At 67.9% G+C, this 14677-nt stretch carries 15 protein-coding genes; 8 read left to right on the forward strand and 7 right to left on the reverse strand.

Annotated features, from left to right (window positions below):
* On the forward strand, positions 1-649 hold a 649-nt coding region (locus AC1D1S_RS12700; RefSeq protein ID WP_476994619.1), incomplete at its 5' end, for an aldehyde dehydrogenase family protein.
* A gap of 132 nt (positions 650-781) precedes the next feature.
* Positions 782-1348 (forward strand): isochorismatase family protein, encoded by a 567-nt coding sequence (locus tag AC1D1S_RS12705; protein ID WP_476945648.1) that lies wholly within the window; start codon positions 782-784, stop codon positions 1346-1348.
* Here AC1D1S_RS12705 and AC1D1S_RS12710 read toward each other — a convergent pair.
* Positions 1345-1968: a hypothetical protein gene (locus tag AC1D1S_RS12710; RefSeq protein WP_476994627.1), complete on the reverse strand. Its 624-nt coding sequence runs from the start codon at positions 1966-1968 to the stop codon at positions 1345-1347. The two genes, AC1D1S_RS12705 and AC1D1S_RS12710, sit on opposite strands and share 4 nt — an antisense overlap.
* Before the next feature lie 113 nt (positions 1969-2081).
* Complete coding sequence (locus AC1D1S_RS12715; RefSeq protein WP_043437127.1) at positions 2082-2954, reverse strand: SGNH/GDSL hydrolase family protein; 873 nt, start codon at positions 2952-2954, stop codon at positions 2082-2084.
* Between the two features lie 110 nt (positions 2955-3064).
* On the opposite strand from AC1D1S_RS12715, the gene AC1D1S_RS12720 reads away from it, so the two are divergent.
* Positions 3065-3721 carry an alpha/beta hydrolase gene (locus AC1D1S_RS12720; RefSeq protein WP_476994620.1) on the forward strand — a complete coding sequence of 219 codons (657 nt, stop codon included), beginning with the start codon at positions 3065-3067 and terminating at the stop codon, positions 3719-3721.
* Between the two features lie 45 nt (positions 3722-3766).
* On the opposite strand, the gene AC1D1S_RS12725 is transcribed toward AC1D1S_RS12720, so the two are convergent.
* A complete protein-coding gene (locus AC1D1S_RS12725) occupies positions 3767-4003 on the reverse strand; it encodes an RNA-binding S4 domain-containing protein (protein WP_018774572.1) in 237 nt (78 codons plus the stop codon).
* Between the two features lie 33 nt (positions 4004-4036).
* On the opposite strand from AC1D1S_RS12725, the gene AC1D1S_RS12730 reads away from it, so the two are divergent.
* The 3 genes from AC1D1S_RS12730 (at position 4037) to AC1D1S_RS12740 (ending at position 7557) form a co-directional block, all read left to right on the forward strand.
* The gene (locus AC1D1S_RS12730; protein ID WP_028278291.1) at positions 4037-5002 is read left to right on the forward strand and encodes a DMT family transporter; all 966 of its coding nucleotides are present in this window, start codon (positions 4037-4039) and stop codon (positions 5000-5002) included.
* 150 nt (positions 5003-5152) lie between these two features.
* The gene (locus tag AC1D1S_RS12735; protein ID WP_476994621.1) at positions 5153-6538 is read left to right on the forward strand and encodes a glycine--tRNA ligase; all 1386 of its coding nucleotides are present in this window, start codon (positions 5153-5155) and stop codon (positions 6536-6538) included.
* Positions 6539-6540: 2 nt separating this feature from the next.
* Complete coding sequence (locus AC1D1S_RS12740; RefSeq protein ID WP_476994622.1) at positions 6541-7557, forward strand: GNAT family N-acetyltransferase; 1017 nt, start codon at positions 6541-6543, stop codon at positions 7555-7557.
* A 99-nt stretch (positions 7558-7656) separates the two neighbouring features.
* On the opposite strand, the gene AC1D1S_RS12745 is transcribed toward AC1D1S_RS12740, so the two are convergent.
* The 4 genes from AC1D1S_RS12745 to AC1D1S_RS12760 form a co-directional block, all read right to left on the reverse strand.
* Positions 7657-9096, reverse strand: coding sequence for a short-chain fatty acid transporter (locus AC1D1S_RS12745; protein WP_476994623.1), 1440 nt, complete (start codon positions 9094-9096; stop codon positions 7657-7659).
* Positions 9097-9166: 70 nt separating this feature from the next.
* On the reverse strand, positions 9167-10024 hold the full coding sequence (locus AC1D1S_RS12750; RefSeq protein ID WP_476994628.1) for a lysophospholipid acyltransferase family protein: 858 nt from the start codon (positions 10022-10024) through the stop codon (positions 9167-9169).
* A gap of 46 nt (positions 10025-10070) precedes the next feature.
* The gene (locus tag AC1D1S_RS12755) at positions 10071-10883 is read right to left on the reverse strand and encodes a DUF1295 domain-containing protein (protein ID WP_476994624.1); all 813 of its coding nucleotides are present in this window, start codon (positions 10881-10883) and stop codon (positions 10071-10073) included.
* Positions 10883-11647, reverse strand: a complete 765-nt coding sequence (locus AC1D1S_RS12760) for an alpha/beta hydrolase (RefSeq protein WP_476994629.1) — start codon at positions 11645-11647, stop codon at positions 10883-10885. Before AC1D1S_RS12760 ends, AC1D1S_RS12755 begins: the two co-directional genes overlap by 1 nt.
* A gap of 269 nt (positions 11648-11916) precedes the next feature.
* On the opposite strand from AC1D1S_RS12760, the gene AC1D1S_RS12765 reads away from it, so the two are divergent.
* A complete protein-coding gene (locus AC1D1S_RS12765; protein WP_476994625.1) occupies positions 11917-13290 on the forward strand; it encodes an FAD-binding oxidoreductase in 1374 nt (457 codons plus the stop codon).
* A 69-nt stretch (positions 13291-13359) separates the two neighbouring features.
* Positions 13360-14677: YibE/F family protein (locus AC1D1S_RS12770; protein ID WP_476994626.1), on the forward strand; the 1318-nt coding region annotated here is incomplete at its 3' end.

Raw genomic sequence — 14677 nt, forward strand, 5'->3', positions numbered from 1 at the left:
CTGCATGGCAGTCAGCGTCCTCGTCGCGGTCGGCAGCATCGCCGACGACCTCGTGGAGGCGATCACCACMCGCATGGCAGCCCTCGCGATCGGCCCGGGCACGGACCCGGCCTCCCAGATGGGTCCGCTCATCACGGCCGAGCACCGCGACAAAGTGGCCTCCTACGTTGCCGGCGCGGCCAACGAGGGCGCCACCGTGGTGGTGGACGGCCGCGAACACGAATTCGACTCCAACGGCTTCTTCATCGGCGTCAGCCTGATCGACCACGTCAAGCCCGGAATGAAGGTCTACGACGACGAGATCTTCGGGCCCGTCCTCTCCGTGGTCCGCGTCGAGACCTACGTCGACGCCGTGAAGCTGGTCAACGACAACGAGTTCGGCAACGGCGTGGCCATCTTCACCCGCGACGGCGGCGCCGCCCGCCAGTTCGAGTTCGACGTCGAGGCCGGCATGGTGGGGGTCAACGTGCCCATCCCGGTGCCGGTGGGCACCTTCTCCTTCGGCGGCTGGAAGAATTCGCTGTTCGGCGACACCCACATGTACGGCCCTGAAAGCATCCGTTTCTACACCCGCGGCAAGGTGGTCACCACCCGCTGGCCGGACCCGTCCACCTCGGTGATCGACCTCGGCTTCCCCCAGGTCGACTGACGCTTTTGCCCGTCAAAGCGACGCGGGGTCACTTATCCGGCACTGGATTATGGGCCGCAAGTGGCCCCTCGTTGCTTTCGGGGTCCGGGATTAGAGTAGGCAGACAGGGACAGCCAGGATCCGGGAGGCACCATGACCACGCTCGTCAACCGTCCCAACACGGCATTGCTCGTCGTCGATATGCAGATCGGTGTGGTCGCTGAGGCATACCGCCGCGACGACGTCGTCGCAACCATCGCCGCGCTCGTGGACAAGGCCCGCGGCGCCGGGGTGGACGTCGTCTGGGTGCAGCACAGCGGTGAGGAACTCCCGCGCGGCAGCGACGGCTGGCAGTACGTGCCGGAGCTCGCGCGCCGCAGTTCGGAGCCGCTCGTGGCCAAGGAGTACAGCGACGCCTTCGAGGCCACCGACCTGGAATCCGTGCTGGCCGGGCGCGGCATCGGACGCTTCTTCCTGGCCGGTGCGCAGACCGACGAGTGCATCCGCTCGACCCTGCACGGCGCGATCACCCGCGGCTACGACGTCACGCTGGTCGCCGACGCCCACACCACCGAGGACCTGACCGAGTACGGCGCCCCGCCGCCGGCCCTGGTGGTCGCGCACACCAATCTGTACTGGCAGTACCACAAGGCGCCGGGGCGGACGGCGGGAACGGTCAAAGCGGCCGACGTCGAGTTCGCCGGCCCGGCAGGGTCCTAGCCCTTCATGATTTCCGCGCGCTGGGCCATGTAGTCCTCCATGGACAGCTTGCCGTCGGTGTACTGCTGGTCGAGCTCGGCCAGCTTGCGGGCCCGGTAGCCCTGCCCGGCCGACGGCGGCGGAGACTGCGGCGCCTGCGCCTGTCCCGCGCCCGGCGCCGGGGGAGTTTGCGATGCCTGCGGCCGTTGCGGTTGCGGCGGGTTGTTCAGGTACTCCGGGCTGTCCTCGTACGGGACGGGGGACTGGTAGCCGACCGGGTTTGGGTACTGCTGGCCGGGGTACGGCTGGTTCGGGAACGGCTGGTCCGGAAACCGGGGACGGGGGTTCTGCGCGCTCGGGTACTCCGCGCTGGGGTATTGCGGGTTGGGGTATTGCGGGTTGGGATATGGCTCGTTGGCCGGACCCGACTGCTTCGGGGCGCCCAGCTGGCCAAAGCCGCCGAAGTAGTCCTGCTGGGTGTACCCATCACGCGGCTGGTTACCCTGGCCGGGGTTGTTCTGGCTGCCCGGGAACCGGCCGAACTGTCCCGGCGTGCCCTGGTTCCGGCCGCGGGCAGACCTGCGGTAGAGGCGCATCGCCACGGGAACCAGGAAGGACAACACGATGATCCAGAAGAACATACTGCTCACGGTACTGGGCCTTTCAGCTGCTGGGCCTTCTCATCTGCGGGCTCATCTGTAGGGCCGGAGAAGTGTTCCTCCAGCTTATGCCCCGCAGGCTCAGGCCCGAAGCCTCAGGACCGGACCGCGTCCTCGGCTCCGGGCGGGCCTTCGCCGGAACCAAGCGGAACGCCGGGACCGAACACCGGTCCGGCCAGCGGCCGCTTGGCCGTCATGCCGTCGCCGGAGGAGCGGTGCCGCAGCCGGCGGACCACCCAGGGGACGAAATACTCCCTGGCCCACACCAGGTCCCCGCTGCGCGCCTCGCGCCAACTGCGCTGTGGCAGCGGTTTGGGGGAGAGGGGCTGGAGCGTGTGCTCGACGTTCAGCGAGTCCAGCACCATGGCCGCGATCGTGTGGTGGCCCAGCGGTGAGAAATGCAGCCGGTCGACATTCCACATCTGCGGGTCATTGAGCTGGCGCAGCGACCACATGTCCGCGATCACGGCGTCGTGGCGCGCGGCGATCGTGCGCAGGTTCTCGTTGTAAATGGCCACCTTGCTGCGGATCCGGCCCAGCACCGTGGAGCCGGTATCCGGGCCGTTGAACAGGACAACGGTGGCGCCGCCCAGGCTCAGGATCTGCACCACCGAATCCAGCTTTTCGGCCAGCACGTCCGGATCGCCGCCCGGGCGGATGAGGTCGTTGCCGCCTGCGGAGAGCGTGATGAGGTCCGGTTTGAGGGACAGGCAGTGAGCCATTTGCTGGTCCACGATCTGCTGCAGGAGCCGGCCACGGACGGCCAGGTTCGCGTAGGCGAAGTCGTTGTGCCCACGGCTGAGTTCCTCGGCCACGCGGTCCGCCCAGCCCCGATGGCCGCCCGGACTGGCCGGTTCCGGATCGCCGATGCCCTCCGTGAATGAGTCGCCCATCGCCACATACCGGGTCCACGGGTGGGTGACGGTGTCAACGGTGGTCTCGGCTGGGGTGTCCGGTGAATTTTCCATGGGATAGGTATTGCTCACCCCCTTATCCTGCACTGTTCCCGTTTAGCTGCGCCACCGTATTAGCTGCGCCCCGTAATTTGTTACCGTCGGGTAACTGTAAGAATAGTTCCATGACTCACGCTGACGCCTTCCCCGCCCCTGTCGTCCAATGGTCCCAGCCGGAGCAGGAACGGGCCGGCAAGCCGCTTCTTGTCCTGTTGCACGGCTACGGCGCCAACGAACAGGATCTGCTCAGCCTGGCCGGGATGCTGCCGCAGGAATTTGCGGTGGCCTCGTTGCGCGCCCCGATCGCCATGGGACCGGGCTTCACTTGGTTCCCGCTGACAGGGTCCATTGGCTACTCGCTCGACGCCGTCAAGGTCGCCGCAGGCTACGTTCAGGACTGGCTCGACGGCGTCAAACCCAACCACCCGTCGGTGACGCTGTTGGGGTTCTCGATGGGCATGGCGATGGCCACCACGTTGCTGCGGCAGCGGCCGGCGGACTTTGCCGCCGTCGTCGGGCTGTCAGGTTTTGTCGTCGACGCCGGCGATGACCCCAGCTTCCGCGACGGCGAACTGGACGGCACTGTGCCGCTGTTCTGGGGGCGGGACCAGCAGGACCCCGTGATCACCGAGGACAAGATCGACTACACCGTCGGCTGGGTGCGCAAGCACGTGAAGCTCACCAAGGTCCTCTACACGGGCATGTGGCACGGCATCAACCAGCAGGAGATCGGCCACGTCTCGGAGTTCCTCACGCACGTGGTGCTCAACGCCAAGAAGTAGGCGCGCCGGGGAAGTGTGCGCCGGGAAGCGGCGCCGGGCGGGCGGCTAGGCGGCCGGGGGCGCGCTGATCCGCACGGTCCGGCCGTTCACGGTGACGGTGTCGCCGTCGTGCAGCTGGCGCCCGCGGCGCTCGTCGATTTCGCCGTTGACCTTCACCAGCCCGTTCTTGATCAGTTCGGCGGCCTCCACGCCGTCCTCGACCAGATTCGCAAGCTTCAGCAGCTGGCCCAGCCGGATCATGCTGTCGCGGATAGTGATGTCTTCGAATTCCGGATTGCTCATACAAGCAATAATGCCTGACCTAAGGTGGCACCTATGACCCATCACCGCCGTCTTCCGCTGATCGTCGGCCTGCCCATGGCCGTCGCAACGGGACTGTTCATCCCGATCCAGGGCCGGATTAACGGCGCCCTCGGRGTGGCGCTGGAGGACGGAATCGGTGCCGCCGTCGTCAGCTTCAGCACCGGACTGCTGGTCATGACGGTCATTTCCCTGGCCTTGCCCCGGGGCCGGGCAGGGCTGGCGCGGATCCTGCCCGCCGTGCGCGAACGGCAGTTTCCGCCGTACTACGTCCTGGCCGGCTGCATCGGCGCCCTCTTCGTCTTCGCCCAGTCCTTCACCGTGGGACTGCTCGGCGTCGCCCTCTTCACGGTGGCCGCCGTGACGGGACAGACCCTCAGCGGCCTGCTGGTGGACCGGATGGGGATCGGACCGGCGGGGAAGAGGCCCATTACCGGCATCCGGGTGCTCGGCAGTGTGCTCACCGTCGCCGCCGTCGCCTGGGCGGTGTCGCCCAGATTCAGCGCCGGGGAATCCGGGCTGCAGTTGCTGGTTCCCGTGATGCTTCCGCTCCTGGCCGGGTTCCTGATGAGTTTCCAGCAGGCCATGAACGGCACAGCCACCGTGCACTACGGCACCCCCATCGCCGCGACACTCGTGAACTTCATCGCCGGAGCGGCCCTGCTGTGGGTGGCCTGGCTGATCAAACTCGCCGTGGCCGGGGCCGGCAACCCCCTCCCGGCGCAGTGGTGGTACTACCTTGGCGGCCCGCTCGGCTGCATCTTCATCGGCATCGGCGCCCTCCTGGTCCGCAGCCTGGGCGTGCTGGTCACCGGCCTCGGGATGATTGCCGGCCAGCTGCTGGGGTCCCTCGGACTGGACCTTATATTGCCGGTGCCCGGAACCGTGATCGCCCTCCCCACGGTCCTCGGCACCATCCTGACGCTCGGCGCCATCGTCCTGGCCACCCTGCCCTGGCCCAAGGGCGCGCTGAAGCGGTAGCGGGCCGGTAGGCTTGGAGTTTGCATCGCACTGTTCGCATTGCATTGTTCGTATCGCTTTGTTCGTATCGTCCCGGCCGGCAACCAGCCGGCGTCCCGGGGCCAACACCACGGACCGCACCCAGCGGCCCTGTAGAAAATTGGAGTTCCCATGGCAGCAAAATCCGTCCTCGACCAGATCATTTCCCTCGCCAAGCGCCGGGGATTCGTTTTCCAGGCCGGTGAAATCTATGGTGGCTCCCGTTCTGCCTGGGACTACGGCCCGCTCGGCGYCGAGCTCAAGGARAACATCAAGCGCCAGTGGTGGCAGTCCGTGGTCCGGGGCCGCGACGACGTCGTAGGCCTGGATTCCTCCGTCATCCTGCCCCGTCAGGTGTGGGAGGCCTCCGGCCACGTCGATGTGTTCTCCGACCCGCTGGTGGAGTGCCTGTCCTGCCACAAGCGCTACCGCGCGGACCACCTCGAGGAAGAGTACGAGGAGAAGAAGGGCCGTCCCGCCGAGAACGGCCTCAAGGACATCGCCTGCGCCAACTGCGGCACCCGCGGCCAGTGGACCGAGCCCCATGAATTCTCCGGGCTGCTCAAGACCTACCTTGGCCCCGTCGCCAGCGAAGAAGGCCTGCACTACCTGCGGCCCGAAACGGCCCAGGGCATCTTCGTGAACTTTTCCAACGTCCTGACCACCTCGCGGAAGAAGCCGCCCTTCGGCATCGGCCAGATCGGCAAGTCCTTCCGCAACGAGATCACGCCCGGCAACTTCATCTTCCGCACCCGCGAGTTCGAGCAGATGGAGATGGAATTCTTCGTCGAGCCCGGCACCGACGAGCAGTGGCACGAGTACTGGATGAAGGAACGCATGTCCTGGTACACGGGCCTGGGCATCCGCGAAGAGAACCTGCGCTTCTTCGAGCACCCGCTGGACAAGCTCAGCCACTACTCCAAGGGCACCACGGACATCGAATACCGTTTCGGATTCCAGGGCTCGGAGTGGGGCGAGCTCGAGGGCATCGCCAACCGCACCGACTTTGACCTCTCCACCCACGCCAAGGCCTCCGGCGCGGACCTGAGCTACTTCAACCAGGCCACCAACGAACGCTACACCCCGTATGTGATCGAGCCCGCGGCCGGCCTGACCCGTTCGTTCATGGCCTTCATGATCGATGCCTACACCGAGGACGAGGCCCCCAACGCCAAGGGCGGGGTGGACATCCGCACCGTGCTCAAGCTCGATCCGCGCCTGGCGCCGGTGAAGGCGGCCGTGCTGCCGCTGAGCCGCAACGAGGACCTGTCCCCGAAGGCTAAGGACCTCGCAGCGCAGCTGCGCAAGAGCTGGAACATCGAGTTCGACGACGCCGGCGCCATCGGCCGCCGCTACCGYCGCCAGGACGAGATCGGCACCCCGTTCTGCATCACCGTGGACTTCGACACGCTCGAGGACCAGGCCGTCACCATCCGCGAACGCGACACCATGAGCCAGGAACGCGTCTCCCTGGACAAGGTGGAGGGTTACCTGGCCGCACGGCTGATCGGCGCCTGATCATGGCGATCGCATACCGGGAATGGCGGGAAGGCGACGACCTCGCGCTGCTGGAAATCTGGGGCGGCCCTGAGACCGTCCAGGCCGGACAGTTCCGCGGGACGCTGGCGCCCTCGGGCAATTCCCCATGGCGCCGCTGCATCGTGGCCGAGGACGTCGTGGACGGTGTCGCCATTCCGGTGGCGGCCGCCGTGGTCCACGAGGCCTCGCTGCACCCGGACCGGCTCTGGGCGTATGTCGAGGTCGCCCGGGACCACCGCCGCGCCGGCCTGGGGTCCACGCTGTTGACCATGCTGCGGCACGAGGCCGCCCAGGCGCCGTCGGGTGTGTCCAGACTGCGCTGCAAAGTGGAGCCGGGCACCCCCGGTGCGGCGTTTGCCGAGGCCGCGGGCCTGGCCCCGATCCAGCGTTCCCGCCTCGTCGTCGTTGACCCGGCTCCGCTCAAGCTGCCGGTGTTCGGCGACGGTTCGGAGTCCGCGGCCACCGACCAGGTCGAGGACCTGGCCACGGGTTCGGTGGAGCTCAGCGACGTCGTGGGACGCTACTACACGGCCGTGCACGGCTGGGACAGCCCGGGGGAGCTGAGCGTCGCCGCGGTGCAGCGCCTGTTCCTCGATGACCTCAGCGGCGCCCACGGAGCGATCGTGCTGCGGGCGCCCAAGGCCAGCGCCTTCGGGCACGGCATCGCGGCCAGCCGCAAGGGCCGGCTGGAGGGGTTCGCCATCAGCTACGCCCAGGGAATTCCGGGGGCCGACGGCGGCGCCGATGCCGGTGCCGGCGGTGCGGCCTCGACCACTGAGCCTACTGAGGTGTTCCTCGGGCACGAGCCCAAGCTTGGCGCGGACGAGGCCAAGGCCGCCGTCCGGGACCTTTTGGCCCTGATCGCTTACCAGCACCCGGTGATGCTCGAACTGGACGACGCCATGACCGCCCTGCGCACTGTCGTCGAACCGCTGCTCGAGAGCGGCAAGGCCCATGTCCAGGGCTCGGAAACGCTCGTCGTCTCCGACCCGGCCTAGGTCTTAACCAGACTGACCCGCAGCTGTAGCCGTATGAAGCTTGATAACGGCCCCGGCTGCGGGTCAGTCTGCGTTAAACACAGTTATTGTGCGGCGCAGTTATTTGGGCATCACCGGCGGCACGAAGTCGAAGGTCATGCCCAGCAGCCAGACGAGCAGCAGGACCACCGGCAGGTGGAAGACGAACTGCAGGAAGGTGAAGCCCACCAGGTCCCGGGCGCGCAGCCTCAGCACCGCGAGCAGCGGCAGCATGAAGAACGGGTTGACCAGGTTCGGCAGCGCCTCGGCGATGTTGTAGATCTGCACGGTCCAGCCGAGGTTCATCTGCACGTCGGTGGCCGACTGCATCACGTAGGGCGCCTCTACCAGCCATTTTCCGCCCCCGGAGGGGACCAGGATGCCCAGTACAGCCGTGTAGAGGGCAATGACGACGGCGAAGCCGCCGCCGCTGCCGATGTCCGAGAAGAACGCCGCGAGGTGGGTGGAGAGGCTCATGCCGCCGGTTCCCGTGGCCTTGGTCAGGATGGCCGCCATCGCCGCGTACAGCGGGAACTGCACGAGGATGCCCGCGGTGGCCGGGACGGCCTTCGTCACGGCCTGCAGGAAGTTCCGCGGCGTCCCGTGCAAGACCAGGCCCAGGATGAGGAACACGAGCAGGTAGCCGTTGAGGCTGCTGACCACGCTGGGGAACGGCTTGGTGAGGAACTGCGAGACGAGCCAGCCGAGCGTGAGGAYGCCCGCCAGGATCGGCAGGACCCGGCTGTATTCGAGCCATTCGCCCGGCCGGGAACGCGGCGCGGACTCGGCCGGCTCGTCGTCCAGGTCCACGCCCAGGTCCTCTGCGGTGCGGATCGAGCCGCCCTGGGGCGCGGAGAAGTGAGCAATCACGGTGGTCAGGGCCATCAGGATGGCCAGCGTCAGCAGTGACTGCCAGGTAAAGATCGTGGTGCCGAAGKCCAGGATGCCCGTGATCTTCAGCAGCGCCGGCGGCAGCGACGCGGCCGTGGCCTGCAGCTGCGCGGCAGAGGAGGACAGCCCCAGGGCCCAGACGGCGCCGAGGCCCATGAACGCCGCCGCACCCAGGGCACGGTAATCCACCGCCAGGTCCTTGCGGCGGGCAATCGCGCGGGCCAGCAGCCCGCCGAAGATCAGGCTGAGCCCCCAGTTGAGGAAGGACACGGACATGGCGAGCACGGCCACGAAGCTCACCGCGGTCCGCGCCGTTGACGGCACGAGCGCCAGCCTGTTGATGAGTCTCGCCACGGGCGGGGAGGTGGCCACGACGTAGCCGGTGAGGACCACCATGGCCATCTGCAGGGTAAAGGCCGTCAGGTCCCAGAAGCCGTTGCCGAACGAGTCGGCGATTGCCTGGGGCGTGGCGCCGATGGCGAGTGCGGCCACCGCGATGATGACGACGCCGGCGAGGGCGAAGATGTAGGCGTCCGGGAACCACCGCTCCGTCCACGCCGCCATTCGTTGGGCTATCCGTGCGAGACCGCGTTCTTCGGTTCCGCTCTTGGTCACGACTGTGCTTGCCACAGGTGTCCCTCTCCATTGAGTGCTTTTTGTACCCCACGGAGTTTAGTCAAGACGATGGCGGAAGTAGGGCTTATCGGCGCTTGGCACCTGCGCGCCGGGGGCCGTCGGCCTCGTCGAGCCGGCGTCTTTCCTCCTCGGTCGGGGCGCCGCCGCCAAGACCGGCCGGCATCCACCAGGCCCCGGGGGCCGGTCGCAGGGGGAAATCGGCAATGCCGGCGTCGATCCCGTCCTGCAGGGTCTTGGCCAGGCGCGCCGTCGCGGCCCGGGCGTCGTCGGCCGGGTCCGGGAGCGAGCCCGGAAGGATCGGCTCGCCGACGTGGATGCGGACCGGGGCGCGCCAGGCGTGCCGCGGCGAGAAAGCATGGTGGCGGGTCATCAGCCGGTGGGCGCCCCAGATGGAGACCGGGATGATCGGCACGCCGGCCTCGGCGGCCATCCGCACCGCACCGGTCTTGCATTCGCGCACCGTGAAGCTGCGGCTCACGCCGGCCTCTGGCAGGACGGCGACGTATTCGCCCTCCCTCAGGCGGGCGACGGCGGCGTCGTAGGCGTGTGCTCCCGATCCGTACCCGACCACCACATGCCCGGCGGCGCTGACCGCGGGGCCAGCAAACCAGTGGTCGGCGGCGCCCTGCGTGATGAGGAAACGCAGCTGGGCCCGGTTGTGCCACCACAGCAGCATCTCGGCAAAGGCAAAGTCGAGGTAGCCGAAGTGCGTGATCGCGACCACGGCGCCCTCGCCGGGCACCACCGGGCGGGACGGGAGGCGGGTTGAGGCGCCACGGGTTGAGGCATTGGGCGGCCCGGGCTGGGGCAGGTGCTCCCGCCCCGTGACGAGGACGCGAATCCGGAACAGCCAGCGCAGCGCCAGCCCGGTGCGGACAATGAAACGGTAGAACCGGTCGCTGGGCTCCGGCCGCCACTTCACGGGCCGCCAGCCCAGCCGGTGCCGGGCACCTGCCGGGCCGCGCACGTCAGTGTCCGCCCACGCGCCGCCGGGGCGGCCAGGGCAGGAAGCCGGAGGTGGAGTCGATGTATTCCTTGTACCCGGGACGCGCGGACATTGCCTTTTCCGTCAGCGGCTTCCCGGTCTTGCCGGCGAGCGTCCAGATCATCAGGGCGGGGGAGAGCACGGTCAGGACACCCGGCCAGGAATCGGCCGCCACCAGGAACAGCCCTGCCCAGACGGCGGCGTCGCCGAAATAGTTGGGGTGGCGGGTGTAGCGCCACAGGCCGGTGTTGAGGACGGTGCCGCGCCTGGCGGGATCGGCCTTGAACTGCGTCAGCTGCCAGTCGCCGACCGTCTCGAACACGAAGCCAAGGATCCAGAGCAGGACGCCGGCGAACGCCAGCCAGCCCAGGCTTCCCGTGGCGAACATGCCGACCTGGATGGTGAGCGAGACGAAGAACATCACCAGCCCCTGGGGCAGGTAGACCCGCCGCAGGGCATAGACATTGCGTGATCCGGACGCTCCGGCGAGCATGTCCACGTAGCGCGGGTCCTCGTGGCCGCCGCGTGCGCGTGCCCCGATGTGGACGGCGAGGCGGATGCCCCACACCGCGACCAGGGCAAGCAGGAGCAGCCGCCTGCCGGCGTCGCCGTATCCGGCGGAAAGCACCCACGAGATGCCGGCCACCACCACGAAGCCCAGACCCCAGACGGTGTCGATGACGGAGTGCCGGTTCTGCCGCACGGCAACCGCGAAAGTCACTGCGAGCAGCGCCACGAGTCCCGCGATGACCCAGGGCAGGCTGGCAAGGAAGGCATCGAGCGGGAACGGCGGCATCACAACACCACCGGCATACGCGTTCCGGCCGCCGGCGGGGCGCCGCCGAGGGCGCTGCGCAATGCGTCCCTGGCGCCGGAAACATCGGCCCCCGTTGCCTCGCTGAAGGCGTCCAGGACGAAGCCGTTCGCCAGCACGTTCCACAGTGGCAGCCGGCGGATCATGAAATGGCCGGCCTCCTTGAGCGAGACGTAGTCAACGGACGCGGCGACGCCCTCGGCGCGCCGGGCATAGTCCAGTGAGTTCGCCGGGCTGGTCCAGCGGTCGTCGGTCCCGTGGACGATCAGGACGCGGCGGCCCGCGACAGGCTGGACCGAGGTCTTGTGGTTCAGCCACGGGGCGAGCGCGACGACGGCCTCGACCTGCGCGTMGTCGGCCACGCACAGCGCCGTGAGACCGCCCATGGAGTGGCCCAGCAGGTACACCGGCACGCCGGGATGTTCCTGGCTGATCCGGGCGAGCGCCCAACGGGCATCGTGAACGGGGGACATGTCCTCCCCGTTCCAGCCGCGGTAGCGGTTGCGCAGGGTCCACACGGCCAGCCCGTGCGGGCCGCCCTGCCTGTGCAGCGCCCGGGCGAAGGGCACCATCCGGGCCGGACTCAGGTGCCGGCCGCGGACTGCGTCAAAACTGTCGGCCCGCCCGCCGTGCAGGATCAACACGACTCCGCGGGCCTCCCCGGCGGCTTCGGCGATGGTCAGCACGGCTTTGGCGACGGGCCCGGAACGGCCCGCCTCCGGCTCGCGGTCGTCGAGTTTGCGCATTGCCACGTATGTCTCCTTCCGGTCCTTCGTCCGTCAATTACCAACCATAGGTTGCGGCCCCCTCCCGTCAAGGCCGGTGGTCCCTAGTGTGGATTCGGAGCCGGCGCCCCCGGTGATGGGTGCGGCCGGCACGCGTGCATTTGCTGGCGCCCTTGACGGGGAAATGCGGGAAGAGTAGGCATGAGCAGGTAAACCTCCGGGCGCCACGCCGGCTGGGAGCGCAGARAACCGTCCGGTCGAATCTCACGACGAAATCGACGGTATACATAATGAACGGAACACAGTTCGATAGCCTGCGCGGGCAAGTCCGCGGGCAGATCATCACGCCCGGCGACGCCGGCTACGATGCGGCACGGGCAGTCTTCAACGGCATGATCGATAAGAGGCCGGCAGCGGTGGCCCAGGTATCCCAGGTGGCCGATGTCATCTCCTGCGTCAACTTCGCCCGGGACAACTCCCTGGACCTGGCGGTCCGCGGTGGAGGACACAGTGCCCCGGGCTTTGGCACGTGGGATGACGCCCTGGTCATCGATTTCTCCAACATGACCGGCGTCCGGGTTAATCCGGCAGCCGCGACGGCGCGCGCGGAGCCGGGTGCGACGTGGGCCGACTTCAACCACGCGACCCATGCCTTCGGGCTGGCAACTCCCGGCGGCATTGTCGGCTCGACCGGCATCGCCGGGCTGACCCTCGGCGGCGGCATTGGATACCTGAGCCGCAAGTATGGACTCAGCTGCGACAACCTGCTCTCTGCCGACGTCGTCACGGCCGAGGGAAAATTCCTTACGGCCAGCGAAAGCGAGAACGAGGACCTGTTCTGGGCGTTGCGCGGCGGCGGCGGGAACTTCGGCGTCGTGACGTCGTTCGAGTACCGGATGCACCCCGTGGACATGGTCCACGCCGGCATCATCATTTACCCCATCGAGCATGCCGAGACGGTGGCGCGGTTTTACCGGGACTACATGGCCACCGCCCCTGAAGAGTTTGGCGCGTTCCTGGGCTTCCACCAGGGTCCTCCTGTTCCGTTCCTGCCCGAGGAATGGCATGGCAAACCGGTGTGCGTCATCGTCGGCATGTGGACCGGTGATCCGGCGGAAGGTCCGGCACGCTGGCAGCCGTTCCTGGACGCCGCGCCGGCTGCGGGATCCATGGTGGGACCAATGCCGTACCCCGCCTTGAACTCGGCATTCGACCCGCTGCAGCCCCCTGGCATGCAGGCCTACTGGAAAGCGGATTTTCTGGCAGAACTGAACGACGGCGCCATCGCGGCGCACATCGAACACGGCAGCAAGGTCCCCAGCGTGCAGACCGCGGTACACCTCTACCCCATCGATGGTGCGGTCCAGCGGGTGGGCGCGACGGACACAGCGTTCGCCAACCGAAACGTGAAGTTTTCGCCCGTGATCGCGGCGCAGTGGATGGACCCCGCGGAAAACGAGGCAAACATCGCGTGGGTGCGGGACTACGCGGCCGCCCTGCGGCCCTATTCGGCCCCCGGCGGCTACATCAACTTCATGGACGGCGATGATCTGCCCAGGGTTGCGGAGAACTACGGGGAGAACTACAAGCGGCTGAGGGAGGTCAAAGCCAAATACGATCCGCAGAACCTCTTCCACGTCAACCAGAACATCGCGCCGGCGTAAGCGCGGCGTCATCGGTCCTGAGCGGAACCGCCCACGCCGTAAAGTTTTCGGCATGAGGTTGAACTGCTGATGGGCGCCGGACACTCGCACTCCCACAACGAACATCCGGAGCCGACGCCTCAAATGCTGGCTGCGCGGAAGAAGGCCAACTGGATCCTGGCTGCCATCCTGATCCCGCTGACCCTGCTGACCCTGGCGGCCATGGCTTTCATGTGGCCGTCGGGAAGCAAGGAAGGCATCACGCTGGCCAGCCCGTACGCGGCGGCCCCGGGGGTGACGTTTGACACCGGCAAGATCCAGCGGGTCGTCGTCGGCAGCTGTTCGGATGTCCAGGCCGGCGGTGACGCCGCCCAGCAGGGCACCTCCGGTTCCGGGGCCGCGCCGCAGCCGCCGAACGAGGGCTCTCAATGCACGTTCGCCTACACCGAGCCGGACAAGGGCGGCAACCCGGTGAAAGTGGTCATCAACCCTGACGTCGCGAAGTCCCACGGCGTGAAGCCCGGGGACGGCATCCGCTACCTGAACCTCTCCAAGGTGCAGGGCGCCGCGGGCCAGGGCGCGCCGGCCTATGTCTTCGTCGACTTTGTCCGGACCCTGCCCATCGTCTTCCTGGCCGTGCTCTACGCCGTCGTGGTGATCGCCGTGGCGCGCTGGCGCGGACTGCGGGCCCTGATCGGGCTTGTCGGCGCATACGTGGTGCTTGTCTCGTTTATGCTGCCCGGGCTGGTCGAGGGCAAGCCGCCGCTGCTCCTGGCTCTCGTGGGATCCACGGTGATCATGATCGGGGTGCTCTACTTCGCCCACGGCTTCTCCGCCCGCACGTCGACGGCGCTGCTCGGGACGATGTTCGGCCTCGCCATTACGGCGCTGCTGGCGGCCTGGGCCACCGACGCCGCCAACCTCGCCGGTGTGGGCAGCCACGACGCTGCCACCCTGACCAACATCTCAGACAACATCTCAATCTCCGGCATCATCCTGTGCGGACTGATCATTTCCGGGCTGGGCGTGCTCAACGACGTCACCATCACACAGTCCTCGGCCGTCTGGGAACTGTGGGAACTGGCCCCCGAAACCAGCGCCCGGCAGCTCTTCACGTCCGCCATGCGGATCGGCCGGGACCATATCGCCTCCACCGTCTACACCATCGCGTTTGCCTATGCCGGCGCGGCCCTGCCGGTGCTGATCCTGGTCATGCTCTACGAGCGGCCGCTCGGGGACGCCCTGACCAGTGCCGAACTTTCCGAGGAAGTCATCCGCACCCTCGTCGGCTCCGTGGGACTCGTCCTGGCCGTGCCGGTCACCACCCTCATCGCCGTGCTGGTGGTCAAGGCCACCGGCATCAGGGGCGGTGCGGCCAGGGGCGGTGCGGTCAGGGGCGGCGCGGAGA

Source organism: Arthrobacter sp. P1_A5, assembly GCF_056406825.1.

Bases quoted from the DNA above. Each gene is read 5' to 3' on its own strand.
- AC1D1S_RS12715 (WP_043437127.1), bottom strand. From the start codon at position 2,954: ATGGAAAATTCACCGGACACCCCAGCCGAGACCACCGTTGACACCGTC.
- AC1D1S_RS12765 (WP_476994625.1), top strand. From the start codon at position 11,917: ATGAACGGAACACAGTTCGATAGCCTGCGCGGGCAAGTCCGCGGGCAG.
- AC1D1S_RS12740 (WP_476994622.1), top strand. From the start codon at position 6,541: ATGGCGATCGCATACCGGGAATGGCGGGAAGGCGACGACCTCGCGCTG.
- AC1D1S_RS12710 (WP_476994627.1), bottom strand. From the start codon at position 1,968: ATGTTCTTCTGGATCATCGTGTTGTCCTTCCTGGTTCCCGTGGCGATG.
- AC1D1S_RS12755 (WP_476994624.1), bottom strand. From the start codon at position 10,883: ATGCCGCCGTTCCCGCTCGATGCCTTCCTTGCCAGCCTGCCCTGGGTC.
- AC1D1S_RS12720 (WP_476994620.1), top strand. From the start codon at position 3,065: ATGACTCACGCTGACGCCTTCCCCGCCCCTGTCGTCCAATGGTCCCAG.
- AC1D1S_RS12705 (WP_476945648.1), top strand. From the start codon at position 782: ATGACCACGCTCGTCAACCGTCCCAACACGGCATTGCTCGTCGTCGAT.
- AC1D1S_RS12725 (WP_018774572.1), bottom strand. From the start codon at position 4,003: ATGAGCAATCCGGAATTCGAAGACATCACTATCCGCGACAGCATGATC.